The organism is Acidovorax sp. SUPP2539 (genome assembly GCF_030158975.1).
Classification (GTDB): Bacteria; Pseudomonadota; Gammaproteobacteria; order Burkholderiales; family Burkholderiaceae_C; genus Paracidovorax.
Window position 1 is genome coordinate 113,149 of sequence record NZ_BQXJ01000008.1, and the last position, 26,089, is coordinate 139,237.

The window sequence follows — 26,089 nt, forward strand, 5'->3', positions numbered from 1 at the left end:
GACCCATGACCCAACAACTTCAGACTCTCATCGACAACGCCTGGGACAACCGCGCCAGCCTCTCGCCCGCCGCGGCCCCCAAAGAGGTGCAGGATGCCGTGGAACACGTGATCGCCGAGCTGAACAACGGCAAGCTGCGCGTGGCCACGCGCGAAGGCGTGGGCCAGTGGACGGTGCACCAGTGGATCAAGAAGGCCGTGCTGCTGTCGTTCCGCCTCAAGGACAACGAAATCATGAAGGCCGGCGAACTGGGCTTCTACGACAAGGTGCCCACGAAGTTCGGCCACCTGTCGGCCCAGGAAATGGCCGCCACCGGCGTGCGCGTGGTGCCCCCCGCCGTGGCGCGGCGCGGCAGCTACATCGCCAAGGGCGCCATCCTGATGCCCAGCTACGTGAACATCGGCGCCTATGTGGACGAAGGCACCATGGTCGATACCTGGGCCACCGTGGGCAGCTGCGCCCAGGTGGGCAAGAACGTCCACCTGTCCGGCGGCGTGGGGCTGGGCGGCGTGCTGGAGCCGCTGCAGGCCAACCCGACCATCATCGAGGACAACTGCTTCATTGGCGCGCGTTCGGAGATCGTCGAAGGCGTGATCGTGGAAGAGAACTCCGTCATCTCGATGGGCGTGTACATCGGCCAGAGCACCCCCATCTACGACCGCGCCACCGGCGAGACCAGCTTCGGCCGCGTGCCGGCCGGCTCGGTCGTGGTGAGCGGCAACCTGCCCAAGGACAATGGCCGCTACAGCATGTACGCCGCCATCATCGTCAAGAAGGTGGATGCCAAGACCCGCTCCACCACCAGCCTGAACGACCTGCTGCGCGACTGATCGCACCGCACGCCGCACCGCCCCGGATCCGATCCGCCCGTCCACCCGCGACCCGCACCCCGACGAACGAAAGAGCAATCCCCATGAGCACGATGGAACGGATTCTTCGACTGATGGCCGAAAAGCGGGCGTCGGACGTGTACCTGTCGGCCAACGCGCCGGCGCTGATCAAGATCAACGGCGAGTGCGTGCCGATCAACAGCCAGGTGCTTCCGGCCGACGCGCCGAAGAACCTGCTGGCCGAGATCGTCTCGCCCGACCGTATCGAGGAGCTGGAGGAAACCGGCGAACTCAACATGGGCGTGCCGCTCACCGGCGTCGGGCGATTTCGCGTGAGCGCCATGCGCCAGCGCGGCAGCTACGCGGTGGTGATCCGCTTCATCGCGCAGCACATTCCGCCGCTCGCCTCGCTGAACCTGCCGCCGGTGCTGAGCGACCTCATCCTGGAAAAGCGAGGGCTGCTGCTCGTCGTGGGGGCCACGGGCTCGGGCAAGAGCACCACGCTCGCCTCGATGATCGACAGCCGCAACGAGCAGCTCACCGGCCACATCCTCACCGTGGAAGACCCGGTGGAATACCAGTTCCGCAACAAGAAGTCGATCGTGAACCAGCGCGAGATCGGCGCCGACACGCAGTCGCTGCAGACCGCCCTGAAAAACGCCCTGCGCCAGGCGCCCGACGTGATCCTGATCGGCGAAATCCGCGACCGCGAGACCATGTCTGCAGCCATCGCCTATGCGCAGTCGGGGCACCTGTGCCTGGCCACCCTGCACGGCAACAACAGCTACCACGCGCTCAACCGGATTTTGAGCTTCTACCCCGTCGAGGTGCGCCCCACCATGCTGGGCGACCTGGGCTCGGCGCTCAAGGCCATCGTCTCGCAGCGCCTGGTGCGCACCCCGGCCGGCGATCGCGTACCCGCCGTCGAGGTCATGCTCAACACCAAGCTGGTGGGCGACCTGATCGAGAAGGGCGACTTCTCGGGCGTGCGCGAAGCCATGGAAAAGTCCATGGCCGAAGGCTCGCAGACGTTCGAGGAGGCGCTGGCCCAGCTCATCCTCGAAGGCCGCATCGACCGCAAGGAAGGCATGGCCTATGCCGACTCGCCCACCAATCTGATGTGGCGGCTGCAAAACGATTTCTCCCTGGCCTCCAAGAACGCCAAAGCGCAGAGCGAGGCCGCGCGGGAAGAGGAAGACCTGCCGTCCTTCACCGAGATCGTGCTGGACGTCAAGCCGTCCTGACCCGCCCCGCCCTCCTTCGCCCGAACCGCCTGCCCACACGATGTCCCGAACCCTGCACCTGGCCGAACAGCTCATTGCCCGCCCCTCCATCACCCCGAACGACGCGGGCTGCCTGGATCTGCTGGCCGACCGCCTGCGGCCGCTCGGCTTCGACTGCGAACGCATGGACAGCGGGCCGGACGATTTCCGCGTCAGCAACCTTTGGGCAAAACGGCCCGCAGCACAATCAGCACTAGGGCATGGCGCTATCAAAACTGTAGTATTCGCCGGCCACACCGATGTGGTGCCGACCGGCCCCGTCGAGCAATGGGGCAGCGATCCCTTCACGCCCATGCACCGCGGCGGCAAGCTATATGGCCGCGGCGCGAGCGACATGAAGACCTCGATCGCCGCCTTCGTCGTCGCCGTGGAAGAGTTCCTGGCGGCCACGCCCGAGCCGGACCTGCAGATCGCGTTCCTGCTCACCAGCGACGAAGAAGGCCCCTCGGTGGCCGGCACCAAGGTCGTGGTCGATCGGCTGCGCGAGCGTGGCGAGGCGCTGCATTACTGCATCGTGGGCGAACCCACGTCGGTCGAGAAGACCGGCGACATGATCAAGAACGGCCGCCGCGGCACCCTCAGCGGGCGGCTCACCGTGCGGGGCGTGCAGGGCCACATCGCCTACCCGCAACTGGCGCGCAACCCCATCCACCAGGCCCTGCCGGCGCTGGCCGAACTGGCCGCCATCCGCTGGGACGAGGGCAACGCCTTCTTTCCGCCCACCAGCTGGCAGATCAGCAACATGCACGGCGGCACGGGCGCGACCAATGTCATCCCGGGCGCGGTGGTGATCGACTTCAACTTCCGCTTTTCCACCGAATCGACGGCCGAGGGCCTGAAGCAGCGCGTGCATGCGCTGCTGGACCGCCATGGCCTCGAATACGGCCTGTCCTGGACCCTGGGCGGGCAGCCCTTTCTCACGGAGCCGGGCGAACTGGTGCGGGCCGTGCAGCAGGCGGTGCTGGATGAAACGGGCCTGGACACCGAGCTGTCCACGACCGGCGGCACCAGCGACGGCCGCTTCATCGCGCAGATCTGCCCGCAGGTGATCGAACTGGGCCCGCCCAACGCCACCATCCACAAGATCGACGAGCACGTGGTCGTGGCCGACATCGAGCCGCTGAAGAACATCTACCGCCGCACGCTCGAGCATCTGAACGCACAGGCGGCCGCATGAGCGAAACGGCGCAAACCACCGGGGCTCAGGTGCATGGCGACACGGTCGGCGCCCTGATCGCCTCGGGCACCGCGCGGCTGGAGGCCTCGGGCGTGGCCTTCGGGCACGGCACCGCCAATGCGCGCGACGAGGCCGTGTGGCTGGTGCTGTGGCGCCTGGGCATTGCCCTGGACGAGCCGCTGGACGATGGCCTGGAGCCCGTCTCCGCCCGCCCCGTGGCTGCGGCCGATCAAGCCCGCGTGGCCGCGCTGTTCGAAGAGCGCATCGCCACCCGCAAACCCGCGGCCTACCTGACGCGCGAGGCGTGGCTGCAGGGCGTTCCGTTCTATGTGGACGAACGGGCCATCGTGCCGCGCAGCTTCATCGCCGAACTGCTGGTGAACCCGCTACCGGACGGCGGCATCGACGGATTTTTGGGCGAGCAGACGCGGGCCGTGCTGGACCTGTGCACCGGCAACGGCAGTCTGGCCATCCTGGCGGCCATGGTCTATCCGGACGTGCAGATCACCGGGGCCGACATCTCGCCCGAAGCGCTGGCCGTGGCCCGCATCAATGTGGACAAGCACGGCCTGCAGGACCGCGTGGCCTTGCAACAGTCCGACGGACTGGACGCTGTGCCGGGCCCGTGGGATCTGATCCTCTGCAACCCCCCCTACGTGAATGCCCAGAGCATGGCGGCGCTGCCCCAGGAATACCGTGCCGAGCCCGCGTTGGCCCTGGCCGGTGGTCAGGACGGCATGGACTTCGTCCGCCGCCTGCTGGCGCAGGCGCCCGGCTGCATGAGCGAAGACGGCGTGTTGGTGCTGGAGATCGGCAACGAGCGCAGCCATTTCGAGGCCGCCTTTCCGGACCTGCCTGTGTTCTGGCTCGACACGAGCGCCGGTGAGGACCAGGTGCTGCTGATCACCCGTGAGGCACTGGTGGCACACCCGACCTGATTTCGCGCCGCCGACCGGGGGCGCCCAGGCGCCCTGCTCCCTTCGCGCGGGCCGCCGTTTGCGGCGCGCGCCGGGCTGGTGCTTGCCATCCAGCCCCCGTTTTTTCTTCGGGCGTTTTTTGAACGCCCTTGCTGGTTCTTATCGATGATCACACTCAAAAATGTCACCTTGCGCCGCAGCGCCAAGGTCCTGCTCGACCGCGTCTCCGTCACCATCAACCCCGGAGAGAACGTGGGCCTGGTCGGGCGCAACGGCGCGGGCAAATCCAGCCTGTTCGCACTGCTCAACCGCACGCTGCACGAGGATGGCGGCGACTTCTTCATTCCGCCGCAGTGGCGCATGGCCCAGGTCGCGCAGAACATGCCGGAGACCTCGGAGTCGGCCACCGAATTCGTGCTGAACGGCGACACGCGCCTGGCCGAACTGCGCCAGGCCCTGGTTCAGGCCGAAAAGGACGAGGACGGCATGGCCATCGCGCATGCCTATTCCGACCTGGCCGATGCCGGCGACCACGACGCCGTGCCGCGCGCCCAGGCGCTGATCCTGGGCCTGGGGTTCCGCGTGTCCGAGCTGGAACACCCCGTGAACAGCTTCTCGGGCGGCTGGCGCATGCGCCTGCAACTGGCGCGGGCGCTGATGAGCCCCAGCGACCTGCTGCTGCTCGATGAACCCACCAACCACTTGGACCTGGACGCCCTGGTGTGGCTGGAAGCCTGGCTCAAGCGCTACGCCGGCACGCTGATCGTGATCAGCCATGACCGCGAATTCCTCGATGCCATCACCAACGTCACGCTGCAGATCGAGAACGCCCAGCTGAACCGTTACGGCGGCAACTACAGCCGCTTCGAGGAACTGCGTGCCCAGCAGATCGAACTGCAGCAAGCCTCGTTCGCCAAGCAGCAGGACAAGATCGCCCACCTGCAGAAGTTCATCGACCGCTTCAAGGCCAAGGCCAGCAAGGCCAAACAGGCACAGAGCCGGGTCAAGGCGCTGGAGCGCATGGAAAAGATCGCCCCCCTGCTGGCCGAGGCGGAATTCACGTTCGAATTCAAGGAGCCGGTCAACCTGCCCAACCCCATGCTGGCGATCAGCGACGCGTCGTTCGGGTACACGCCCGAGGAAGGCGAGCCGACGACCATCCTGCGGCACGTGAGCCGCTCCGTGCTGGCAGGCCAGCGCATCGGCATCCTGGGCGCGAACGGCCAGGGCAAGTCCACGCTGGTCAAGACCATCGCGCGCGAGATGAAGCCCCTGGCCGGCTCGATCATCGAGGGCAAGGGCTTGTCGATCGGCTATTTCGCGCAGCAGGAACTGGACGTGCTCCGACCTTCCGACAATCCGCTGGAGCACATGATCCGCCTGGCCAAGGAACTGGGCCCCAACGCCCGCGAGCCCAGCCGCGAGCAGGACCTGCGCAGCTACCTGGGCAGCTTCAACTTCTCCGGCGACATGGTCAAGCAGTCGGTCGGCACGATGAGCGGCGGCGAAAAGGCCCGCCTGGTGCTGGCGATGATCGTCTGGCAGCGCCCCAACCTGCTGCTGCTGGACGAGCCCACCAACCACCTGGACCTGGCCACCCGCGAGGCGCTGTCCATGGCGCTCAACGAGTTCGAAGGCACCGTGATGCTGGTCAGCCATGACCGGGCGTTGCTGCGGGCGGTGTGCGATGAATTCTGGCTGGTGGGACGGGGCGTAGTCGGCCCGTTCGACGGCGATCTGGACGATTACCAGCGCTACCTGCTGGAAGAATCCAAACGCCTGCGCGAGCAGGCCAAGGCGGCCGAGTCCGCGGCTTCGTCGGCGCCCGTGGCGCCGGTGGTGGCCGCTGCGCCGGTGGCAGCCCCCGTTGCCCCTGCGCCTTCGGTGACGCCCGCGCCAGTGGCCGCTGCGCTCGTGGCGCGCGATGCCCGGGAGCAACGCAAGCTGGGTGCCCAGGCCCGGCAGCAGCTGGCCGAGAAAACCCGCCCCTTGAAGCGCGAGCTGGAGAAGGTCAACCAGCGGTTGGCCGCGCTCACCTCCGAGAAAACCGAGATCGAGGAACGCCTGACCCAGCCACTGCCGCCGGCCGAAATCGCGGAAAACGGGCGCCGGCTGAAAGCCTGTGCCGATGAAACCGACCAGCTCGAAGAGCGCTGGCTGGAAATTTCATCCGAGGTGGAAGCTCTCGAATCTCAAGTCGGCGAAGCGTAAAACCATGTAACCATTGCCACTGAATTCCGATCCAGTGGCAAATGGGGACTCATTGATTAGCTACGTTTTTAGGAGCAAAAAAATCGCCGTCAACTGGTTGCGTTTTTTTGCATTCTTCTGTCAACGGGCCTTCCGGGCGGGGCGTTGTTCATCCATCACAGGAGATAACCGTATGACTACCACCGCTATCATGTCCGCCTGGCCCGAAGACGAACGCGACCGCAAGCGCGCACCGGCCCGCCTCTGAGGGCTGGCGCTCCGGCCCAGAAGGCTCAGGTCACCTCGACACCACAGCCTCCGCCAGCGCCTCCTTCCCTTCTCCCCCAATTGAAAAAACCCCGCCTCGGCGGGGTTTTTGTTGCCTTGACGGGTGCCGCGAAAAGCGGCATCCGCCGTTCAGCCCATGTGCAAGCCGCCGTTGACCGAGAAATCGGCCCCCGTGGCGTAGCCGCCCTCTTCCGAGGCCAGCCAGGCGATGATCGATGCAATCTCGCTCGGTTCGCCCAGGCGTTTGACCGGAACGGTGGCCACGATCTTTTCCAGCACGTCGGGACGGATGGCTTTCACCATGTCGGTGCCGATGTAGCCCGGGCTCACGGTATTCACCGTCACGCCCTTGGTCGCCAGTTCCTGTGCCAGCGCCATCGAGAAGCCGTGCATGCCGGCCTTGGCGGCGGAATAGTTGGTCTGGCCGGCCTGGCCCTTCTCGCCGTTCACGCTGCTGATGTTGATGATGCGGCCCCAGCCTTTTTCCACCATGTCGCCCACGACCTGCTTGGTCACATTGAACATGCTGTTGAGGTTGGTTTCGATGACCGCATCCCAGTCTTCGCGCGACATCTTGAGGAACATGCGGTCGCGCGTGATGCCCGCGTTGTTCACCAGCACGTCGATGGTGCCGTGATCGGCCTTCGTGGCCGTGAAGGCATCCACGGTGGAATCCCAGTCGCCGACATTGCCCACCGAGGCATGGAAGGTGTAGCCCAGCGCCTTTTGCTCGGCCAGCCACTTGGCGTGGTCGCGCGTGGGCCCGCAGCCCGCGATGACCTTGAAACCATCCTTGTGCAAACGCTGGCAGATGGCCGTTCCGATGCCACCCATGCCCCCTGTGACATACGCTACTTTCTGGTTCATGTGAGTTCTCCTTATCAACGATTCACGCGAGCACTCTAACCAAGATTCCACGCCCGGCCGCTGAGGAAAACACCGAGCCACACAAATTTTGACAAAGCCATGCGGGCCCCGGGTGCTATCAGAACCGCAGCAGCCACGCAGCGGGCGAAAAAAAGCCGCACCGAAGTGCGGCTTTTGGCTTGAAGCAGCAGAAGAGCGGCGGTCGAAGCACCGCGCGCCGTTCAGGCCCGCTCGACCGCCAGCGACACACCCATGCCGCCGCCGATGCACAGGGCGGCCACGCCCTTCTTGGCGCCGCGGCGCTTCATCTCGTGCAGCAGCGTGACGAGCACGCGGCAGCCGGACGCCCCGATGGGGTGGCCAATGGCGATGGCGCCGCCGTTCACGTTCACCTTGGCGGCATCCAGGCCCAAAGCCTGGTTCACCGCGCAGGCCTGGGCGGCGAAGGCCTCGTTCAGCTCGAACAGGTCCACGTCGTCCGCCGTCCAGCCGGCGCGCTTCAGGGCCTTGCGGGTGGCAGACACCGGGCCCATGCCCATCGTGGCGGGGTCCAGGCCGCTGGTGCCGTAGGACACGATGCGTGCCAGCGGCTCCAGGCCCAGTTCGGCGGCCTTCTTGGCGCTCATCACCACCACGGCGGCGGCGCCGTCGTTCAGGCCCGACGCATTGCCCGCGGTGACGGAGCCGGCCTTGTCGAAGGCCGGGCGCAGGCCCGACAGGGCTTCCGCATTGGTCTTGCGGTTGAGGTACTCGTCGGCGTTGAAGAGCACGGGGTCGCCCTTCTTCTGCGCCAGGCTGACGGTCACGATCTCATCGGCGAACTTGCCGGCGTCCTGCGCCGCGGCGGCCTTCTGCTGGCTGCCCAGGGCCAGCGCGTCCTGCTGCTCGCGGGTGATGCCGTGTTCCTTGGCCACGTTCTCGGCGGTGATGCCCATGTGGTACTGGTTGTACACGTCCCACAGGCCGTCGACGATCATGGTGTCGGTCATCTTCCAGTCGCCCATGCGCTGGCCTTCGCGCGAGCCGTTGAGCACGTGGGGCGACAGGCTCATGTTTTCCTGGCCGCCGGCCACCACGATCTCGCTGTCGCCCGTGGCGATGGCCTGGGCGGCCAGCATGACGGCCTTCAGGCCCGAGCCGCAGACCGCGTTGATGGTGAGGGCGGGGGTTTCCTTGGCCACGCCGGCCTTCATCATGGCCTGGCGCGCGGGGTTCTGGCCGACGCCGGCCGTCAGCACCTGGCCCATGATGACTTCGCCGACCTGGTCCAGCGGCACCTTGGCGCGGGCCAGGGCCTCCTTGATGACGATGGCGCCCAGTTCGGTGGCGGGGGTCTTGGCGAGCACGCCGCCGAACTTGCCCACGGCCGTGCGAACGGCGGAAACGATGACGATGTCTTCCATATCAGTCCTTTTTGTGCAGAAACGGGAATCTTGAAATCGGCGAGCCCTGCGGGCCGCGGCGCGCCCGTGCGGCCGTGCGGCCGATTGTGTCAGCCGCACGGCACACGCACCGCGGCGTCAGGCTTTTTGCTTGACGTAGCGCCCCGGCGCCGGCTCGGTGGCCTTGAAACGCGTGCCACGGCCATAGGCCTTGGGCGCCGCGACCAGCTTGCCCGCATGGCCCTTGAGCCAGCGCGACCAGTCGGTCCACCAACTGCCGGGATGCTCGGTGGCGCCCTTGAGCCATTCGTCGAGCGTGCCGGGCAGCTGGCCATCCTCGCGCAGCCAGTGGCTGCGCTTTTTCTTGGCGGGCGGGTTGATCACGCCGGCGATGTGGCCGGACGCCCCCATGGCGAAGCGCTTCTTGCCCGGCAGCACCTGGGTGGAGGCGTAGGCCGCGTCGATGGGCACGATGTGGTCCTCGCGCGAGCCGTAGATGTACACCGGCAGATCCACGAGGTTCAGGTCGATGGCCTCGCCGCACACCGTGAGCCGGCCGGGGCGCACCAGGTTGTTCTCGAGGTAGAAGTTGCGCAGGTACCAGGCATAGAAGGGCCCGGGCAGATTGGTGCTGTCGCTGTTCCAGTAGAGCAGGTCGAACGGCGGCGGGGTCTCGCCCTTGAGGTAGTTGCCCACCACGTAGTTCCACACCAGGTCGTTGGGCCGCAGGAAGCTGAACGTGGAGGCCAGGTCCTGCCCCTTCATCATGCCGCCCTTCCCCATCTGCAGCTCGCGGAACTGCACGAACGCCTCGTCGATGAACACGTCCAGGATGCCGGTGTTGGAAAAGTCGATGAGCGTGGTGAGGAAGGTGGCGCTCGCCACCGGCTCTTCGCCGCGCGCGGCCAGCACGGCCAGCGCATTGCTCAGGATGGTGCCGCCCACGCAGAAACCCAGGGCGTTGATCTGCGCCGCGCCGGTGATGTCCTGCACCGTGCCGATGGCGGCCAGCGCGCCCTCTTCCACATAATCGTCCCACGTTTGATGGGCCAGCGAATCGTCGGGATTGCGCCAGCTCACGACGAAGGTGCGGTGCCCCTCGCTCACGGCATGGCGGATCAGCGAGTTCTCGGGCTGCAGGTCGAGGATGTAGAACTTGTTGATGCACGGCGGCACCATGAGGAAGGGCCGTTCATGCACCTTGTCCGTGAGCGGCTTGTATTCGATGAGCTGGAACAACGCGTTCTCGAACACGACCGCCCCCTCGGTGGTGGCCACGTTGCGGCCGACCTCGAACAGGCTTTCGTCGGTCATCGAGACGTGGCCCTGGCGCAGGTCGTGCAGCAGGTTGGCCACGCCCTTGGCGATGCTCTCGCCTTGCGTTTCGATGGCTTTCTTCTGGGCCTCGGCATTGAAGGCGAGGAAGTTGCTGGGTGCCATGGCGGCCATCCATTGCTCCACGCCGAACCGGATGCGCGCGCGGGTCTTGGCATCGGCTTCGACCGCATCGACCAGGCCCATGAGGGTGCGCGCGTTGAGCAGATAGGCCGCCGCCGAGAAGGCCGCCACGGGGTTCTGGGCCCAGGCCTCGCCGCTGAAACGGCGGTCCGCGCTGGCGTTGGCCTGTGCGCCCTGCGTCCACAGCGCGGTGGCCTCCTTCACATACTGCTGCTGCAGGGCCGCGAGCTTTTCGGGGGTGAACTGCACCGAAGCAGTAGGCGCCTTGGCGAAGGCGCCTGCAGCGCCCGCCGGGGCGGCCTGCTGGAAAGCCTGCATCGCCTGGGTCCAGCCCTTGCCCAGCATTTGCTGGAACTGCTGGAATGCCTGGGTGTCCGCTCCCCAGGGTGCTTCAGAATCCGCCATGTTCGTCTCCTCCACAAGAATATGCATGGCCGCGTCAGGGGCGGACCATTGCGGCCATTGTTGCCGAGCGGCGAGCACCGTGGCAACGCCGCTTGCCTTTTTTCACCAACTGCCTTCCAACCCAGGCCCTCACATGTATCTCGTTGTCATTGGATGGCTGTATGTCACGCTGCTGATGGCGGTGGCCGAAGCCATGGCCCCGAACGGCACGGTGCTCGGCGCCATCATCACCTTCGCCCTCTACGGGCTGCTGCCCATGTCCATCGTGGTGTACATCCTGGGCACGCCGGGCCGCAAACGCGCGATCCATGCGCGGCAGCTGGCCGAGCGCGACGCCGCACAGGCGGCAGCCGCAGGGCAGACGCCCGCCCCCACGCCATCGCCGCCATCAGCCGCCGGCGGCGCGGTCGAGCCAGATGCAGGCAGCGAAGCGCCCGCTGCCGCCGAAGGCGCTGCCGTACCGGTGCGAAAAGAACCGTGAAGGCTGGCCCACAGTGCACCACGCGGCGCTGCCGTCGTTGCCGTAGACGCGGTCCACGCCCAGGGATTGCAGCCGCTGCCGCGCCAGGCCGGCCAGATCGGCGAGGTATTTGCCTCCGCCCTGCGGGCTGAAATGCCGGTCGGCCGCAGGCAGCGCGTCGCAGAACGCGGCGCGCACTTCCGGGCCCACTTCGAACGCCGTCGGGCCGATGCACGGGCCCAGCCAGGCGATGCAATCTCCCCAGGAATCCGCCGCAGGCTCCGCCACGGATTCCAGCGCCTGCGAGGCAGATGCTACTTTTTTTATAGCAATATGCCCTAGTTCTGATTGCGCTGGAGGCCTAAAACACTCCAAAGCCGCTTCCAGCACGCCGCGGCCGTCCTGCCCTGCCAGCCCGCGCCAGCCCGCATGCGCGGCCGCCACGCGGGTGCCCCGCGCATCGGTCAGCAGCACCGGCAGGCAATCGGCCACCATGATCGTGCAGGCCACGCCCGGCCCGGTGGACGTGCAGGCATCGGCCTCGGTGCCGTCCGGGGTGTCGGGGCCGAGCACGGCCACCTGCCAGCCATGCACCTGGCGCAGGAAGACGGGCCGGGCCGCCTGGCCGTCGCCCCAGCGCAGCGCGTCGCCCAGGATGCGCCGGTTGGCCTGCACCGCCTGCGGATCGTCCCCCACGTGGTCGCCCAGGTTGAGGGCGCCGTAGGGCGCGGCGCTCACGCCGCCCGCGCGCGTGGTGCACAGCGCGCGCACATGGGCGGGCGCCGGCCAGTCGGGCACCAGCCAATCGTGGCCCGGTGGTGGCATGGACATCGGCGCGGTCAGGCTTCGTGGTCCGGGCAAGCGGACGGGTGCGCGCCCTGGAAGGCGGGCAGCGCCATGGCGGCTTCCCACGCGGCCATGGTGAGCGGCAGGCCGTCCAGGTTCACGCGAAAGCGCTGGGCATTGAAGATCTGCGGCACCAGGCAGCAGTCGGCCAGCGTGGGCACGTCGCCCCAGCAGAACTGTGAGGGGGCCAGTCCGGCGGCCTGCCGCTCCCGCGCCAGCAGGCCCAGCTGGCGTTCGAAGGCCGCCAGGCCGTTGCGCGTCCAGTGGTGGTACCAGGCGGTCTTGGTGTCTTCGCTCTGCTGCAGCTCCTGCGTGAGGTACTTGAGCACGCGCAGGTTGTTGATGGGGTGGATCTCGCAGGCGATCATCTGCGCCAGCGCCCGCACCTGGGCGCGGCCGAGCGGGTCGGCGGGCAGCAGGGGCGGCTCGGGGTGCGTCTCGTCGAGGTACTCGATGATGGCCAGCGACTGCGCCAGGGTGTGGCCGTCGTCGGTGACCAGCGCCGGCACGAGCGGATCGCCCAGCCGGTCGGCATAGGCGGGAAGGCGATGTTCGGCACGCACCAGGTGCACCGGCACATAGTCGTAGGGCAGGCCCTTGATCCCCAGGGCGATGCGCACGCGGTACGAGGACGATGAACGGAAGTAGTTGAACAGCTTCATGGTGCGACGAGCATAACGCCGCCCCGCCGGGGACAGCGACCACGCCGGCCCCGTGGCACACTGCCGGTTTGCGCCCCCGCCGGCACGATGCCGCCGCGCGGCCCTCCCAGCACCCGGCGCGGCCAGCCCCGCGCCGTCCCTTTTCGAAGAAAGGCAGACATGAGCTATGTGATTCCTCCCGCGGCCGTGGCCAGCGTGCCCGTCATCGGCACCGGCGACCGGTTCCCCGTGCACCGCATCTACTGCGTGGGCCGCAACTACGAAGAACACGCCAAGGAAATGGGCTTCACCGGCCGCGAGCCGCCCTTCTTCTTCATGAAGCCCGCCGACGCCCTGGTCGTGGTCGATGCCGGCCAGACGGGCACGCTGCCCTACCCCACGCTCACCGCCAACCTGCACCACGAGATCGAACTGGTGGTGGCCATCGGCAAGGGCGGCAAGGGCATCACCGCGGCCGACGCGCTGCAGCACGTGTATGGCTATGCCGTGGGCCTGGACATGACGCGCCGTGACCTGCAAAACGACATGAAGAAGCAGGGCCGCCCCTGGGAGATCGGCAAGGCCTTCGAGCACAGCGCGCCCATCGGCCCCATCACGCCGGCCGCGCAGGCAGGCAACGTGGCGCAGGCCGCGATCTGGCTGCAGGTGAACGGCGCCGACCGCCAGCGCAGCACCGTGTCGCAGCTGATCTGGAACATCGCCGAAACGATCGAGCACCTGTCGGCCGCATGGGAGCTGCAGCCCGGCGACCTGATCTTCACGGGCACGCCGCAGGGCGTGGGCGCCGTGGTGCGCGGCGACACGCTCGAAGGCGGCGTGGACGGCCTGGGCACGCTGCGCCTGGCCGTGGCCTGACAGCCCCCTCGGGCCCCGCCCTGGCCTCGCGGCCATTCCCGCTCCGCCGCCCCACGACGCTTCATTTTCAGAAAAACGAATGACCTCCCGCAGCCCCATCAAGCACTGCCGCGAATGTGGAACGGCCGTGGTGTACCGCGTTCCCGACGATGGCGACACCAAGCACCGCGCCGTCTGCCCGGCCTGCCACACCATCCACTACGAGAACCCGCTGAACGTGGTGGGCACCGTGCCCGTGTGGCACGACCAGGTGCTGCTGTGCCGTCGCGCCATCGAACCGCGCCGGGGCAAGTGGACCCTGCCCGCGGGGTTCATGGAACTGAACGAAACCACCGCGCAGGGCGCGGAGCGCGAGACCGACGAGGAAGCCGGCGCGCAGATCCAGATGGGGCCGCTGTTCAGCCTGCTGAACGTACAGCACGTGGGACAGGTGCATTTCTTCTACCTGGCCCAGCTGCTCAGCGACGCGTTCGATCCGGGCTACGAAACCCTGGAGGCGCGCCTGTTCACCGAGGACGAGGTGCCCTGGGACGAGATCGCCTTTCGCACCGTGAAGACCACGCTGGAGCGCTATTTCGCCGACCGCAAGGCAGGCAACTTCGGGCTGCACTGCGTGGACATCGACTGACCCGCCTGCCTTCGCGGGCCGGGCCCTGCCGCCGGCTCCATGGAAAAAGGGCGCAGCCACGTCACCGTGCCTGCGCCCTTTGGCTTTTCGGGGGGCCGCTACCGACGCGGTCGCCCGAAGATGGCCTCAGCCGATCACTTGAGCCACTTGTCGGCCGACTGTTTGAGCGTGCCGCGGGCGTCCAGCAGGCCCCAGACGAACTCCATCACGCGCGAATAGTCGGCATCGTCCTTGGGCAGCATGAAGCCCAGGGTGTTGGTGGGCGTGAGCGGCGCGTCGATGAACGCGGCGGTCAGGCGCGGGTCGGCCTTGGCATAGTGCAGGGCTTCGTAGGTTTCGGTGATCATCACGTCGCCCTTGCCTTCCGCGATCAGCGCGGGGATTTCGGCGTTCTTGTCGTGCGTGCTGACCTGCGCGGCGGTCAGGTTCTGCAGCACGAAGGTTTCGTTGGTGCCGCCGGGGTTCTTGATGACGCGCACGGACGATTTGTTCAGGTCCTGCAGCGTCTGGTACTGGGCCTTGTCGGCCGTGCGCACCAGCGCCACCTTGCCGAACGGCGCGTAGCCGGGGAGCATCTCGATCTGGCGGATGCGCGTGACGTTGCGGGTGATGCCGCCCACGGCCACGTCGAACTTGTCGCCCTGCAGGTCCTTCATGAGGTTGGGCCAGCTCGTGGCCACGTATTCGACCTTCACGCCCAGTTCCTTGGCCATGAGCTCGATCACGTCGATGTCGTGGCCGCTGTAGCCGGCATCGGTCTTGATGGCGAAGGGGCGGTAGTCGCCGGGCGTGCCCACGCGCAGGACCTTGCTTTCCATGATCTTGTCCAGCCGGGGGCCGGCGTGGGCAGCGGTCACGAGCGACAGGCAGATCACGGCGCCAGCGGCGACCAGGGAACGCATTTTTCGAGCAATCATGGCAAGGGTATCCAGAGGTTGAGGGGGAGGATCGCAACGGCGCGGCGGCCATGGCACCGGCCGCGAACGCACCGCCGGCAAGCATAGCGGAGAGCGGTCGCGCTGCGGTGCATGGCATGCGGAAAGCGGGCAAAGCGCAACACCGCGCGCCGCAGGCGGCGGGCCGCGCCTGGCCCCGCGCATCGCGCCCTCCCCTTGCCCCATCCGCGCCCCCACCATCGCCTGAGTCCAGGCCGGCGCCTCAAGGCTTGGATTCGATGAAGAACGGCAGCCCGCCGCCCGCCGAGGCCGGCGCCATGGGCGCGGCGGCATCGCCGGTGCCGCCATTCTGGGGAGAGGCCGCTGACGGCGTCGCAGGCTGCCCCGGTGACTGCGGCACCGCCGGCACGGTCGGCTGCCCGCCGAAGCTCGCGCCCGGCAGGCCGCCGCCCCCCTCGATCGGCGTGGCCACGGGCGGCGCGTCGGGCGTGGCATCCTGCAGCGGCTTGAGCGGCGCCTCGGAAATGTCCGGGGCCTCGGGCAGGTTCTGAGGCGCCGATGCCTCGGAGGACGGGCGCATCGCGGGCTCGACCGGGGCCATGCCCTGCGCGGGCGGTGGCGTGCCGGCGGCCGGACCGGTGCGGCGGCCGAAGAGGTCGTAGACCCAGGTGCGCACGCCGCCCACGGCGTTGTCCACCCAGCCGCTCTTTTCCTCCTCGTCGATGAACCGCTCGCGCGCATCGATCACCTTGGTGCGCAGGGCCTGCTGGAACACCTCGCCCACCATCGGCAGCGCGCTGTGGGCGCCCTGCCCCCAGTAATCGCTGCGCAAGGTGATGCGGCCGTCGTTGAAGCCGGCCCAGGCCCCCGCCACCAGTTGCGGGTGCATCAGGATGAACCAGCCGTCGGTGTTGTCCTGCGTGGTGCCGGTCTTGCCCGCCACGTCGGCGGTGATGCCGTAGCGGGTGCGGATCGCGGCGCCCGTGCCCTTGTCGATCACGCCGCGCATGGCGTCGCGCAGGGTCTGCACGGCCGAAAGGCCCGCGGCCCGCTCCGGGTCGGCGGGGGCGAAGTCTTCCAGCACCTTGCCGTTCTTGTCTTCGATGCGCGTGATGACGATGGGCGCGCGGTACTGGCCGCCGTTGGCGATGGTGCCGTAGGCGGCCACCATTTCCTTGAGCGTGACGGGGCTGGTGCCCAGCGCCAGCGAGGGCACCACATCCAGGCGCGACTCGCGCACGCCCATGGCCTGCGCCCACCGCGCCACGCGCTCGGGGCCGACCTTCTGCATGACCTGCGCGGTGATGGTGTTCTTGGAGTAAGCCAGGCCGTCGGCCAGCGTCATGGGCGCGTTGCTGGGCGGGCCTTCATCCGTGGGACGCCAGACCTGGCGGCCGCCCAGGGGAATCTCCACCGCCTCGTCCATCAGCGTGTCGGAGGGCAGCATCCCGTTGGCGAAGGCCGCACCGTACACGAACGGCTTGAAGGTCGAGCCCGGCTGGCGGCGTGCGGCCTGCACGTGGTCGAAGGGGTCGGTGGCGAAATCGCGGCTGCCCACCCAGGCCCGCACCTCGCCGCTGCGCGGGTCCAGCGCCAGGAAGCCGGCCTGCACGCGCGTCTTTTGCTGCCGCAGCTGGCGCATGAAAGCGGCGTCGTCCAGCAGGCCCTGCAGGGCTTCGTCGGGCGTGGCGCCCTTGGCCACGGCGGCCTCGTACTGCGCCGATTCGCGCACCAGCGCCTGCACCAGCGGGCCCTTGGGGTTCCAGGCGCTGCGCGAGGCCCAGGCGCCGTCGGCCACGCCCTGCAACTGGCGGCCCTGGCGGGCGACCGCCTGGTTGGCGAGGGTCTGCAGGCGAGAATCGATGGTGGTGCGGACCACCAGTCCGTCGGCATACAGGCTGTAGCCGTTGCGGTCGGCCCAGTCGATGAGCTGCTTGCGCAACTGCTGCGCCAGGTGCGGCGCGGGGCCGGCGGTTTCGATCTGGCGCTCGAAGCGGATGCGCAGCGGCCGCTTGGACAAGGCGTCGTACTCGGCGGCGGACAGCTTGCCGCGCTTTTTCATCTGCGACAGCACGGTGTTGCGCCGCTCCTGCGCGCGCTCGGGGTTGAGCACGGGGTTGTAGTAGCTCGTGCCCTTGAGCATGCCGATCAGGGTGGCGCTCTCCAGCACGGTGAGCTTGTCGGCCGACTTGTCGAAGTACGTGCGCGCGGCCATCTCGATGCCGTAGGCGTTGTACAGGAACGGCACGGTGTTCAGGTAGGTCTCCAGGATCTCGTCCTTGGAGTACAGCACCTCGATCTTGAGCGCGGTGATGGCCTCCTTCAGCTTGCGCGTGAGCGTGGGCGCGCGGCCGATGTCCTCGGGGTAGAGGTTGCGCGCGAGCTGCTGCGTGATGGTGGAGCCGCCCTGCTTGTCGCCGCCCAGGGTGCGGATCAGCGCCGAGCCGGTGCGCCGCCAGTCGAGGCCGAAGTGGTCGTAGAAGCGGTGGTCCTCGGTGGCGATGAGCGCGTCCTTCACGGAAGGGGCGATGTCCTCCAGCGCCACCCATTCGCGGTTGACCCATTTGTATTCGGCCAGCAGGCGGCCATCGGCCGAGACGAGTTGCGCGGGCTGTTCGGTCTTGGCCTTGCGGATGTCGCTGATGGCCGGGGTGAACGGGACCAGGGCCAGCACGTACAGCAGCAGGGCCAGGGGCACGGCCAGCAACGCCCAGAGCACCGCGCGGCGGGACCGCAGGTGGCGGGCGGCGAAGGCCCAGGCGCGCGCCAGCAGCGGCGCGGCGTGGCCCCGCCACGCGGCCGTCAGGCGCGCGCGCAGGGAAGCAAGCACAGGGGGCATCGGGGGCTCAATGGTCGAAAAGGGCTCATGCCCTAGATTTATATGCCTTGATAGCTATCAAATACATAGCAAATGCACGGTAGCGACCGCGCATGCTCACGCGCTCTCGCGGCCCAGCAAGGCCAGCATGCCGGCCTCGTCGAGCACGGGAACGCCCAGCTCCTGCGCCTTCACCAGCTTGCTGCCGGCCTCCTCGCCGGCGACGACGTAGCTGGTCTTCTTGCTGACCGAGCCCGCCACCTTGGCGCCGGCCGCCTCCAACAGGTCCTTGGCCTCGTCGCGGCTCAGGGTGGGCAAGGTGCCGGTGAGCACGATGGTCTGGCCGGCCAGGGGCAGCACGGCCCGCTCGGCCGGCGCGCCCTCGGGCCAGGTGACGCCGCAGGCGCGCAGTTGCTCGACGACCTCGCGGTTGTGCGGCTGGTCGAAGAAGGTGCGAAGGGACTCGGCCACGATGGGGCCGACATCGTTCACCTCCAGCAACTGCTCCACGCTCGCGTCCATGATCGCGTCCAGGCCACCGAAGTGGCGCGCCAGGTCCTTGGCGGTAGCCTCGCCGATGTGGCGGATGCCAAGGCCGAACAGAAAGCGCGGCAAGGTGGTCTGCTTGGATTTCTCCAGCGCGGCGAGCACGTTCTGGGCCGACTTTTCCGCCATGCGCTCCAGGCTGCTGAGGGCGGTGAGGCCCAGGCGGTACAGGTCGGGCAAGGTGCGGATGACCTGGCCCTCGACCAATTGGTCCACCAGCTTGTCGCCCAGGCCCTCGATGTCCATGGCGCGCCGCGCGGCGAAGTGCAGGATGGCTTCCTTGCGCTGGGCGGCGCAGAACAGCCCGCCCGAGCAGCGGTGGTTGACCTCGCCCTTTTCGCGCACCACGGCGCTGCCGCAGATGGGGCACTGCCGGGGCATGCGGAAATTGGGCACGTAGGGCTGGCGCGGCGGTGCGGGCAGGCTGACGGGCGCGTCGCTGCCGGCGGCATCGGCCAGATCGACCAGGTCCACCAGCGCATCGGTGGCCGCCGCGGCGGCGGCGTCTTCACGGATGGGCTCGGGCGCCGGCATGGCCGCGCCCAGCGCCGGCGGCACCACGGCCACGACCTCGGGAATCACGTCGCCCGCGCGCCGCACGATCACCTGGTCGCCCACGCGGGCCTTCTTGCGGCGCAGCTCGAACAGGTTGTGCAGCGTGGCGTTGGTGACGGTCACCCCGCCCACGAACACCGGCGCCAGCCGCGCCACGGGCGTGAGCTTGCCGGTGCGGCCCACCTGCACATCGATGCCGTCCATGCGCGTGACCATCTCCTGCGCGGGGTACTTGTGCGCCACGGCCCAGCGCGGCTCGCGCGTGACGAAGCCCAGCTGGCGCTGCAGGTCCAGGCGGTTGACCTTGTAGACCACGCCGTCGATGTCGTAGGGCAGGCGGTCGCGCGAGGCGCCGATCTCCTGGTGGAAGGCGATCAGCTCCTGAGCACCGTGCGCCACGCGCACCTGCGCCGCCACCGGAAAACCCCAGCTTTTCAGGGCCTGCAGCATGTCGTAGTGCGTGCCGAAGTCGGGCCCGCCCTCGCCGGCCGGCGTGACGTCGCCCAGGCCATAGGCGAAAAAGCTCAGGGGCCGCTGCGCCGAGATGCCCGAATCGAGCTGCCGCACCGCCCCCGCCGCCGCGTTGCGCGGATTGACGAAGGTCTTGCCGCCGGCCTCGCGCTGGCGTTCGTTGAGCTGGTCGAAATCGGCGCGGCGCATGTAGACCTCGCCGCGCACCTCCAGCACCGGGGGGGCGCCGTTCTTGCCGCCCGTGGGCAGCGTCAAGGGAATCTGGCGGATGGCGCGCACGTTGTGCGTCACGTCCTCGCCGACCTCGCCGTCGCCGCGCGTGGCGGCCTGCACCAGGCGGCCGTTTTCGTAGCGCAGGCTCATGGCCAGGCCGTCGAATTTGGGCTCGGCCACGTATTCAACGGGGGCATCGCCCTCGGCCAGCTTCAGCTCGCGCCGCACGCGGGCATCGAAGGTGCGGGCGCCGCTGGCTTCGGTGTCGGTCTCGGTGCGGATGCTGAGCATGGCCACGCGGTGGCGCACGGGCGACAGGCCCTCCATCACCGCGCCGATCACGCGCTGGGTGGGCGAGTCGGGGGTGACGAGGTCCGGGTGGGCCTCTTCCAGCGCTTGCAGTTCACGGAACACCCGGTCGTACTCGGCATCGGGCACCGTGGGCTCGTCGAGCACGTAGTACTGGTGGGCCCAGCGGTTGAGCTGGGTGCGCAGCGCCGCAATCGCCTCGGCGGGTTGCAGGGGCAGCGCGCCGGCTGCGGAAGGTTTGGAATCAGTCACCACGGATGGAACCCAGAAAAGTAGGAGGCTCCTGCACGTTCACAGGAATGGCAGCGGGCATGGCGCGCTGCAGGAAATCCACGACCCGCGCATCGAGCCGACCGAACCCGGGGCGCACCTCGATGGGCTCGCCCGCGTGGCGCTCGAACACGTAGCTGCGCTGGCCCGGCATGCCCTTGACCACGATGGCCCGTACGTCTGCCAGCGGCACCTGCACGTGGGCGGGGCGCACGTTCTGGGGCAGGCTCAGGAAGACTTCCGAACCGTCGATGCGCACCAGGGGCTTGCCCATGCGGCCGAATTGGCGCCGGGCACGCCAACCGGCGATGGCGGGGGCGATGAAAAACCCCAGGTAGAGCAGGCCAAAGTAGTTGAACCTGCCGATCGTCCGGTACTGCCACAGCGCAACACCCGCGACCACCAGGCACCCGATGGCTGGCAACCAGCGGTCCAGGACGGCGTTCGAGGGGCGAAACAGCCCCTGGGGTGTTTCCACCACCGGGGGAAACAGCACGTGCCACCAGCGCATGGGGTGTCCTTTCGGCCGAAATGACCGGCCACTCAGCTGAAAAGGCGGCGCGCCAGCAGCGAGCCGGCCGACAGCTCGCGGCTGTCGAGCTTGTCGTACAGCAGCTCCAGGTCGGCGGCGATGGGGTCCATGGTCATGGCGGGCAGCGGCGTGCCGTTCTGGTCGCACAGCGCGCCGTCCATGGCCTCGCCCAGGGCGGCGGCCACCTCGCGCAGGCGCGCGAACGGCTGCTCGGAGCGGTGCACCTGGGCCACGTCCAGGCTCAGCGTGATGTCGCGGATGGCCGACTGCTCGGGGTCGTCGGACAGGGCGAACTGCGTGTCGTAGGCCAGGGTGAGCACCGGCGGCAGGCCCGGGCCGCTCGCGGGCAGTACCAGCCGGCCGGGAATGGCGCCCGGCGTGAACCCCAGGCGCACGGCGTTCTGCTGCACGTAGCCGGGGCTCCAGGCCGCATGGCGCGCGCGCAGCACGAAGGCCAGCTGCGCGTCGTGGTCGCCCGCGAACTGGTCCAGCTCGCGGGCACGGGCCACCTCGTGCAGCATGTCGGGGAAGTCGGCCGCGGCATTGATGGCGTCGGCGAAGCCCTGGGCCTTGACGACGAACTCCGAGAACTCGATCTCGTTGAGCGCGCCCACGCGGTTGGCCAGTTGCACGCCGGCCTGGAAGTGGCTGTAGCGCTGGCCGGCCACGGGCGTCTCCCACTGCTGTGTGGATTCGTTGAAGCCCTCGATGGCGAAGGCCTTGCTGCCTGCGCGGCGCGTGGGCGGCAGGGCAGCCAGGGCCGCGTCGCCCGAGACGATCTGCTCGGCCACCAGCGGGGCGATGGCGTCGATCAGCGGGTCCAGCCCGCCGCGGCGCTCGGACGGCGGCACGGGCAGCTGCATCGCATCGCGCAGGTCCACGGTGTGGCCGTCGAAGGACGGGTCCGTGCCTGCGCCGGGCACATCGGCGTCCTCCACCGGGGCACCGCCGGCATCGAAGGCGGGCTCCTGGCGCAGCGCGGGCTCGGCCGCACCGTCAGGCTCGGGCGGTTTCGCGCGCTTGGGGGCGTTGCGGTGGGCGGACCAGGCGTTGAAGGCGACGATGGCCGCCAGAACGACACCGCCCGCGATGATGAGGCCGAGTTGGAAGTTGCTCATGGTGAAAAAACGTGCGGCTTCTGGGGGTTCAGGCATCGGCCATGGACAGCGCGGACTCCATGTCCACGGCCACGATACGCGAGACGCCCTGCTCCTGCATGGTCACGCCGATCAGTTGTTCGGCCATTTCCATGGCGATCTTGTTGTGGCTGATGAAAAGGAACTGCGTGCCGCTGCTCATGCTGGACACGAGCTTGGCATAGCGTTCGGTGTTGGCATCGTCCAGCGGCGCGTCCACCTCGTCCAGCAGGCAGAACGGTGCGGGGTTGAGCTGGAAGATGGCGAAGACGAGCGCGATGGCGGTCAGGGCCTTCTCGCCGCCGGACAGCAGGTGGATGGTCTGGTTCTTCTTGCCCGGCGGCTGCGCCATCACCTGCACGCCGGAGTCGAGGATTTCGTCGCCGGTGATGATGAGGCGCGCATTGCCGCCGCCGAACAGTTCGGGGAACATGCGCCCGAAATGGCCGTTCACCGTCTCGAAGGTGCCCGAGAGCAGTTCGCGGGTTTCGGCGTCGATCTTGCGGATCGCGTCCTCCAGCGTGTTCATGGCCTCGGTCAGGTCGGCGGTCTGCGAGTCGAGGAAGGTCTTGCGCTCGCGCGCGAGATTCAGCTCCTCCAGCGCGGCGAGGTTGACCGCGCCCAGCGCCGCGATCTCGCGGTGCAGGCGGTCGATCTCGCTTTGCAGGCCGGCCGAGCGCACGCCGCCGGCCTCGATGGACTGCGCCACCGCCTCCAGGTCGGCCTGCGCGTCGGCCAGCAGCGTGGTGTATTGCTCCAGGCCCAGGCGCGCGGCCTGCTCCTTGAGCTGGAATTCGGTGATGCGGGCGCGCAGCGGATCGAGCGCGCGTTCCAGCTGCATGCGGCGCTCGTCGCTCGCGCGCAGCTTGGCGGTGAGGTCGTCGTATTCGCTGCGCTGGGCGCCCAGGGCTTTCTCGCGCTCCATCTTGAGGTCCAGCGCCTGCTGCAGACCGCCCTGCGCCGCGGCGTCGGACAGCCGCGCCATCTCGTCGCGGGCGCGCTGCTGCTCGTCGGCCAGCGCGCGGGTCTGGCTGCCCGCCGTGTCCAGCGTGCGGGCGAGTTCGGCCCGGCGCGCCTCCAGGCTGCGGCGGGAGAACGTGGCCTCCTGCGCCTGCCGCTCCAGGCTGCGCTGCTGCTCGCGGCATTCGGCGAGCTTGCGCTCGGCGGCGATCACGCGCTCGTCCAGTTGCGCGTGGCGCTCCTGGCTGTCGGCCAGCTGCATGTCCAGCTCTTCGAAGCGCGCCTCGGCCGTCACGCGGCGCTCCTGCAGGTCGGCCAGCTGCGCCTCGACCTCGGCCAGATCGGCGCCGATCTGCTCGCTGCGCGCGCGGGCCTGGTCGGCCAGCTGGGTCAGGCGCAGCGTTTCCACCTGCAGTTCGTGGGCGCGGCTTTGCGCCTCGCTGGCTTCGCGGCGCGCGGCCACGAGGCGCTGCGAGGCGTCCGCGTAGGCCGATTCGGCGCGCACCAGGGCCGTGCGCGACTCGTCGCTGATGAGGGCCTGGGCGCGCAGTTCCTTTTCGAGGTGCTCGATCTCCTGCGCGCGGGCCAGCAGGCCGGACTGCTCTGAGTCCTGGGCATAAAAGCTCACGCTGTGCGCGCTGACCGCATGGCCCGTGGGCACGTAGACCACCTCGCCGGGCTGCAGCGTGGGGCGTCGGTTCAGGGCCTCGTCGAGCGTCTGCGCGGTGTAGCAGCCCTGCAGCCAGTCGGTGAGCACGGCGCGCAGGCCGGCATCGCCCAGGCGCAGCAGGTCGGACAGGCGGGTGGCGGCGCCGGTGGGCTCGGGGATGCCGGCGGGCGGCGCGGTGTAGAAGGCCAGGCGGGCCGGGGGCGCATCGTTGCCGCCCGCGCCGAGAAAGCCGCGCACGCTGTCCAGCCGGCTGACTTCGAGGGCGCCCAGGCGCTCGCGCAGGGCGGCCTCCAGCGCGTTCTCCCATCCGGGCTCGATGTGGATGCGGCTCCACAGGCCCTGCAGGCCGTCGAGGCCGTGGCGCGCCAGCCAGGGCTGCAGCTTGCCATCGGTCTTGACCTTTTCCTGCAGCGCCTTCAGCGCCTCCATGCGCGCCGAAAGGTCGGCCTGGCGGGCGCTTTCCACGTTCACGGCCTGCTGGCGGGTGCGGCGGTCTTCGTCCAGCTGCGGCACGGATTCCTGCAGCTCGGCGAGCCGGGCCTCTGCCATTTCGGCGCCCTCCTGGGCGGCATCGAGCTGGCCGCGCAGGTTGACCAGCCGCGCCTCGTCGGGCGCTGCCAGCGCGTTGCGGTCGGTGCGCAGGCGTTCATGGCGGGCATCGAGCTGGCGGCTTTGCTCGTCGATGCTGCGCTGCTCGGCGGCCAGCACGCCGATCTGCTGCTGCACCTGCACCACGGCGCCGCGCTGCTCGTTGGCGCGCTGCTGGCCCTGGCGCAGCGCCTCTTCGAGGTCGGGCAGTTGCAGGGCCTGTTCCTCGACCTGGGCGGCCAGCAGTTCGGCACGCTCGTCGGCGTCCACGCCGGCACCGGCGAGGTTCTCCATCTCGTGTTCGGCCTCTTCCTTGCGGGCCGACCACTGCGCGATCTGCTCGGCAAGCTGGGCAAGGCGCAGCTCCACGCGCTGGCGGCCCTCGACCACGTAGCGGATCTCGGCCTCCAGGCGGCCCACTTCGGCCGTGGCCTCGTAGAGCTTGCCCTGGGCCTGGTTGACGTGGTCGCCCGCGGCATAGTGCGCCTGGCGGATGGTTTCGAGGTCGGATTCGACCGAGCGCAGGTCGGCCATGCGCGATTCGAGGTCGTTCACGGCCTGCAGGCCGTCGGCGCGCACCTTGGCCTGCTCGGCCTCGGCATCGGCGCGCTTCAAAAACCACAGCTGGTGCTGCTTGAGGGTGACGTCGGCCTGCAGCGCGTTGTAGCGGGCGGCCACCTCGGCCTGCTTTTCCAGGCGCTCCAGGTTGGCGTTCAGCTCGCGCAGGATGTCTTCGACCCGCGTGAGGTTTTCGCGCGTGTCCGACAGGCGGTTTTCGGTCTCGCGGCGGCGTTCCTTGTATTTGGAGACGCCCGCGGCCTCTTCCAGGAACAGGCGCAGCTCTTCGGGGCGCGACTCGATGATGCGGCTGATGGTGCCCTGGCCGATGATGGCGTAGGCGCGCGGCCCCAGGCCCGTGCCCAGGAACACGTCCTGCACGTCGCGCCGGCGCACGGGCTGGTTGTTGATGAAGTAGCTGCTGTTGCCGTCGCGGGTGAGCACGCGCTTGACGGCGATCTCGCCGTACTGGTTCCACTGACCGCCGGCGCGGTGGTCGGCGTTGTCGAAGACCAGCTCCACGCTGGCGCGGCTGGCCTGCTTGCGGCTGGTGGTGCCGCTGAAGATCACGTCCTGCATGGACTCGCCGCGCAGTTCGCTGGCCTTGGACTCCCCCAGCACCCAGCGCACCGCATCCATGATGTTGGACTTGCCGCAGCCGTTCGGGCCCACCACGCCCACCAGTTGGCCCGGCAGCATGAAGTTGGTGGGTTCTGCGAACGACTTGAAGCCGGCGAGTTTGATGGAGTTAAGACGCACGGGTCTGTGGGCGGGCTGGGGGCGTTGGAGCGCTCAAAACGGCGCGGCCGCGCCGCCGGGCGGGCCAGCGTGGCCAAGCCCCGGATGATACCGTGCCGGGGTGGCGCGACTGCCAGGGAAACGGCCCGCTCCCACAGCCGCCGCCGCTTCAAGCCAAAAAGGCCCCCAGCGCAATCAACACTAGGGCATATAGCTATCAAAAAAGTAGCATCAACCAGCACGGGGCGCGAAGGCGATGATCGCCATGCCGGCCAGGGTGACCGCCACGCCCGCCAGGTCCCACGCGGTGGGACGCACGCCGTCCACCGCCCAGAGCCAGCCGATGGCCACCGCCACGTAGACGCCGCCATAGGCCGCATACACCCGCCCGGCCGCGGCCGGATGCAGGGTGAGCAGCCCGGCGAACAGCGCCAGGCAGGCGGCGGCCGGCACCAGCAGCCAGGGGCTCGCGCCCTGGCGCAGCCACAGCCACGGCAGGTAGCAGCCCACGATCTCCGCCAGCGCGGTGACGGCGTACAGCGCCAGGGTTTTCAGCTCGGACATGGGAGGGCTCGGAGCGA

General features: G+C 68.7%; 20 protein-coding genes. 8 read left to right on the forward strand and 12 right to left on the reverse strand.

All coding sequences use genetic code 11. From position 1 onward, the window contains the following. Positions 1-5 precede the first annotated feature (5 nt). From dapD to AVTE2539_RS23190, 5 genes are all read left to right on the forward strand, one after another. On the forward strand, positions 6-830 hold the full coding sequence (gene dapD / locus AVTE2539_RS23170; protein ID WP_272569511.1) for a 2,3,4,5-tetrahydropyridine-2,6-dicarboxylate N-succinyltransferase: 825 nt from the start codon (positions 6-8) through the stop codon (positions 828-830). Positions 831-913: 83 nt separating this feature from the next. Further along, positions 914-2,074 carry a PilT/PilU family type 4a pilus ATPase gene (locus tag AVTE2539_RS23175; RefSeq protein WP_284414304.1) on the forward strand — a complete coding sequence of 387 codons (1,161 nt, stop codon included), beginning with the start codon at positions 914-916 and terminating at the stop codon, positions 2,072-2,074. A gap of 40 nt (positions 2,075-2,114) precedes the next feature. After that, on the forward strand, positions 2,115-3,290 hold the full coding sequence (gene dapE, locus AVTE2539_RS23180; protein WP_284414306.1) for a succinyl-diaminopimelate desuccinylase: 1,176 nt from the start codon (positions 2,115-2,117) through the stop codon (positions 3,288-3,290). Next, complete coding sequence (gene prmB, locus AVTE2539_RS23185; protein ID WP_284414308.1) at positions 3,287-4,228, forward strand: 50S ribosomal protein L3 N(5)-glutamine methyltransferase; 942 nt, start codon at positions 3,287-3,289, stop codon at positions 4,226-4,228. Before dapE ends, prmB begins: the two co-directional genes overlap by 4 nt. A gap of 144 nt (positions 4,229-4,372) precedes the next feature. After that, a complete protein-coding gene (locus tag AVTE2539_RS23190) occupies positions 4,373-6,418 on the forward strand; it encodes an ABC-F family ATP-binding cassette domain-containing protein (protein ID WP_284414310.1) in 2,046 nt (681 codons plus the stop codon). A 396-nt stretch (positions 6,419-6,814) separates the two neighbouring features. Here AVTE2539_RS23190 and phbB read toward each other — a convergent pair whose 3' ends face one another. The 3 genes from phbB to AVTE2539_RS23205 all read right to left on the reverse strand — a co-directional run bounded on the left by phbB (position 6,815) and on the right by AVTE2539_RS23205 (position 10,797). Further along, positions 6,815-7,552: an acetoacetyl-CoA reductase gene (phbB, locus tag AVTE2539_RS23195; RefSeq protein ID WP_272569516.1), complete on the reverse strand. Its 738-nt coding sequence runs from the start codon at positions 7,550-7,552 to the stop codon at positions 6,815-6,817. Positions 7,553-7,773: 221 nt separating this feature from the next. After that, positions 7,774-8,955: an acetyl-CoA C-acetyltransferase gene (locus AVTE2539_RS23200; protein WP_284414312.1), complete on the reverse strand. Its 1,182-nt coding sequence runs from the start codon at positions 8,953-8,955 to the stop codon at positions 7,774-7,776. Between the two features lie 117 nt (positions 8,956-9,072). Further along, the gene (locus AVTE2539_RS23205; RefSeq protein ID WP_284414315.1) at positions 9,073-10,797 is read right to left on the reverse strand and encodes a PHA/PHB synthase family protein; all 1,725 of its coding nucleotides are present in this window, start codon (positions 10,795-10,797) and stop codon (positions 9,073-9,075) included. 133 nt (positions 10,798-10,930) lie between these two features. Here AVTE2539_RS23205 and AVTE2539_RS23210 point away from each other — a divergent pair, with 133 nt between their 5' ends. Then, the gene (locus AVTE2539_RS23210) at positions 10,931-11,278 is read left to right on the forward strand and encodes a hypothetical protein (protein WP_284399784.1); all 348 of its coding nucleotides are present in this window, start codon (positions 10,931-10,933) and stop codon (positions 11,276-11,278) included. Here the strand turns inward: AVTE2539_RS23210 and AVTE2539_RS23215 are convergent. Both AVTE2539_RS23215 and maiA read right to left on the reverse strand, forming a co-directional pair. After that, positions 11,186-12,088: a purine nucleoside phosphorylase YfiH/LACC1 family protein gene (locus AVTE2539_RS23215; protein ID WP_502868970.1), complete on the reverse strand. Its 903-nt coding sequence runs from the start codon at positions 12,086-12,088 to the stop codon at positions 11,186-11,188. The genes AVTE2539_RS23210 and AVTE2539_RS23215 overlap by 93 nt on opposite strands. An 8-nt stretch (positions 12,089-12,096) precedes the next feature. Then, on the reverse strand, positions 12,097-12,765 hold the full coding sequence (maiA, locus tag AVTE2539_RS23220; protein ID WP_284414317.1) for a maleylacetoacetate isomerase: 669 nt from the start codon (positions 12,763-12,765) through the stop codon (positions 12,097-12,099). 159 nt (positions 12,766-12,924) lie between these two features. Here maiA and AVTE2539_RS23225 point away from each other — a divergent pair, with 159 nt between their 5' ends. Both AVTE2539_RS23225 and AVTE2539_RS23230 read left to right on the forward strand, forming a co-directional pair. Beyond that, the gene (locus AVTE2539_RS23225) at positions 12,925-13,620 is read left to right on the forward strand and encodes a fumarylacetoacetate hydrolase family protein (RefSeq protein WP_284414319.1); all 696 of its coding nucleotides are present in this window, start codon (positions 12,925-12,927) and stop codon (positions 13,618-13,620) included. A 79-nt stretch (positions 13,621-13,699) separates the two neighbouring features. Beyond that, on the forward strand, positions 13,700-14,248 hold the full coding sequence (locus tag AVTE2539_RS23230; RefSeq protein WP_272569524.1) for an NUDIX hydrolase: 549 nt from the start codon (positions 13,700-13,702) through the stop codon (positions 14,246-14,248). 134 nt (positions 14,249-14,382) lie between these two features. Here the strand turns inward: AVTE2539_RS23230 and AVTE2539_RS23235 are convergent, their stop codons facing one another. From AVTE2539_RS23235 to AVTE2539_RS23265, 7 genes are all read right to left on the reverse strand, one after another. Further along, positions 14,383-15,165: a transporter substrate-binding domain-containing protein gene (locus AVTE2539_RS23235; protein WP_442867380.1), complete on the reverse strand. Its 783-nt coding sequence runs from the start codon at positions 15,163-15,165 to the stop codon at positions 14,383-14,385. A gap of 241 nt (positions 15,166-15,406) precedes the next feature. Further along, on the reverse strand, positions 15,407-17,983 hold the full coding sequence (locus AVTE2539_RS23240; RefSeq protein WP_284414321.1) for a penicillin-binding protein 1A: 2,577 nt from the start codon (positions 17,981-17,983) through the stop codon (positions 15,407-15,409). A 96-nt stretch (positions 17,984-18,079) separates the two neighbouring features. Beyond that, the gene (ligA, locus tag AVTE2539_RS23245) at positions 18,080-20,308 is read right to left on the reverse strand and encodes an NAD-dependent DNA ligase LigA (protein WP_502868974.1); all 2,229 of its coding nucleotides are present in this window, start codon (positions 20,306-20,308) and stop codon (positions 18,080-18,082) included. After that, positions 20,301-20,837, reverse strand: coding sequence for a hypothetical protein (locus tag AVTE2539_RS23250; protein ID WP_284414323.1), 537 nt, complete (start codon positions 20,835-20,837; stop codon positions 20,301-20,303). Before AVTE2539_RS23250 ends, ligA begins: the two co-directional genes overlap by 8 nt. Positions 20,838-20,869: 32 nt before the next feature. After that, positions 20,870-21,976 carry a cell division protein FtsZ gene (locus AVTE2539_RS23255; protein WP_284414325.1) on the reverse strand — a complete coding sequence of 369 codons (1,107 nt, stop codon included), beginning with the start codon at positions 21,974-21,976 and terminating at the stop codon, positions 20,870-20,872. A gap of 28 nt (positions 21,977-22,004) precedes the next feature. After that, positions 22,005-25,529, reverse strand: a complete 3,525-nt coding sequence (smc, locus tag AVTE2539_RS23260) for a chromosome segregation protein SMC (RefSeq protein WP_272569535.1) — start codon at positions 25,527-25,529, stop codon at positions 22,005-22,007. A 210-nt stretch (positions 25,530-25,739) separates the two neighbouring features. Continuing rightward, positions 25,740-26,072 carry a YnfA family protein gene (locus AVTE2539_RS23265; protein ID WP_284414328.1) on the reverse strand — a complete coding sequence of 111 codons (333 nt, stop codon included), beginning with the start codon at positions 26,070-26,072 and terminating at the stop codon, positions 25,740-25,742. Between the last annotated feature and the right edge of the window lie 17 nt (positions 26,073-26,089).

Bases quoted from the DNA above. Each gene is read 5' to 3' on its own strand.
- dapD (WP_272569511.1), top strand. From the start codon at position 6: ATGACCCAACAACTTCAGACTCTCATCGACAACGCCTGGGACAACCGC.
- AVTE2539_RS23230 (WP_272569524.1), top strand. From the start codon at position 13,700: ATGACCTCCCGCAGCCCCATCAAGCACTGCCGCGAATGTGGAACGGCC.
- AVTE2539_RS23225 (WP_284414319.1), top strand. From the start codon at position 12,925: ATGAGCTATGTGATTCCTCCCGCGGCCGTGGCCAGCGTGCCCGTCATC.
- AVTE2539_RS23255 (WP_284414325.1), bottom strand. From the start codon at position 21,976: ATGAGCAACTTCCAACTCGGCCTCATCATCGCGGGCGGTGTCGTTCTG.
- maiA (WP_284414317.1), bottom strand. From the start codon at position 12,765: ATGAAGCTGTTCAACTACTTCCGTTCATCGTCCTCGTACCGCGTGCGC.
- AVTE2539_RS23190 (WP_284414310.1), top strand. From the start codon at position 4,373: ATGATCACACTCAAAAATGTCACCTTGCGCCGCAGCGCCAAGGTCCTG.
- AVTE2539_RS23175 (WP_284414304.1), top strand. From the start codon at position 914: ATGAGCACGATGGAACGGATTCTTCGACTGATGGCCGAAAAGCGGGCG.
- AVTE2539_RS23240 (WP_284414321.1), bottom strand. From the start codon at position 17,983: ATGCCCCCTGTGCTTGCTTCCCTGCGCGCGCGCCTGACGGCCGCGTGG.
- AVTE2539_RS23200 (WP_284414312.1), bottom strand. From the start codon at position 8,955: ATGGAAGACATCGTCATCGTTTCCGCCGTTCGCACGGCCGTGGGCAAG.
- AVTE2539_RS23265 (WP_284414328.1), bottom strand. From the start codon at position 26,072: ATGTCCGAGCTGAAAACCCTGGCGCTGTACGCCGTCACCGCGCTGGCG.
- AVTE2539_RS23215 (WP_502868970.1), bottom strand. From the start codon at position 12,088: ATGTCCATGCCACCACCGGGCCACGATTGGCTGGTGCCCGACTGGCCG.
- AVTE2539_RS23205 (WP_284414315.1), bottom strand. From the start codon at position 10,797: ATGGCGGATTCTGAAGCACCCTGGGGAGCGGACACCCAGGCATTCCAG.
- AVTE2539_RS23250 (WP_284414323.1), bottom strand. From the start codon at position 20,837: ATGCGCTGGTGGCACGTGCTGTTTCCCCCGGTGGTGGAAACACCCCAG.
- phbB (WP_272569516.1), bottom strand. From the start codon at position 7,552: ATGAACCAGAAAGTAGCGTATGTCACAGGGGGCATGGGTGGCATCGGA.
- AVTE2539_RS23235 (WP_442867380.1), bottom strand. From the start codon at position 15,165: ATGATTGCTCGAAAAATGCGTTCCCTGGTCGCCGCTGGCGCCGTGATC.
- AVTE2539_RS23210 (WP_284399784.1), top strand. From the start codon at position 10,931: ATGTATCTCGTTGTCATTGGATGGCTGTATGTCACGCTGCTGATGGCG.
- prmB (WP_284414308.1), top strand. From the start codon at position 3,287: ATGAGCGAAACGGCGCAAACCACCGGGGCTCAGGTGCATGGCGACACG.
- dapE (WP_284414306.1), top strand. From the start codon at position 2,115: ATGTCCCGAACCCTGCACCTGGCCGAACAGCTCATTGCCCGCCCCTCC.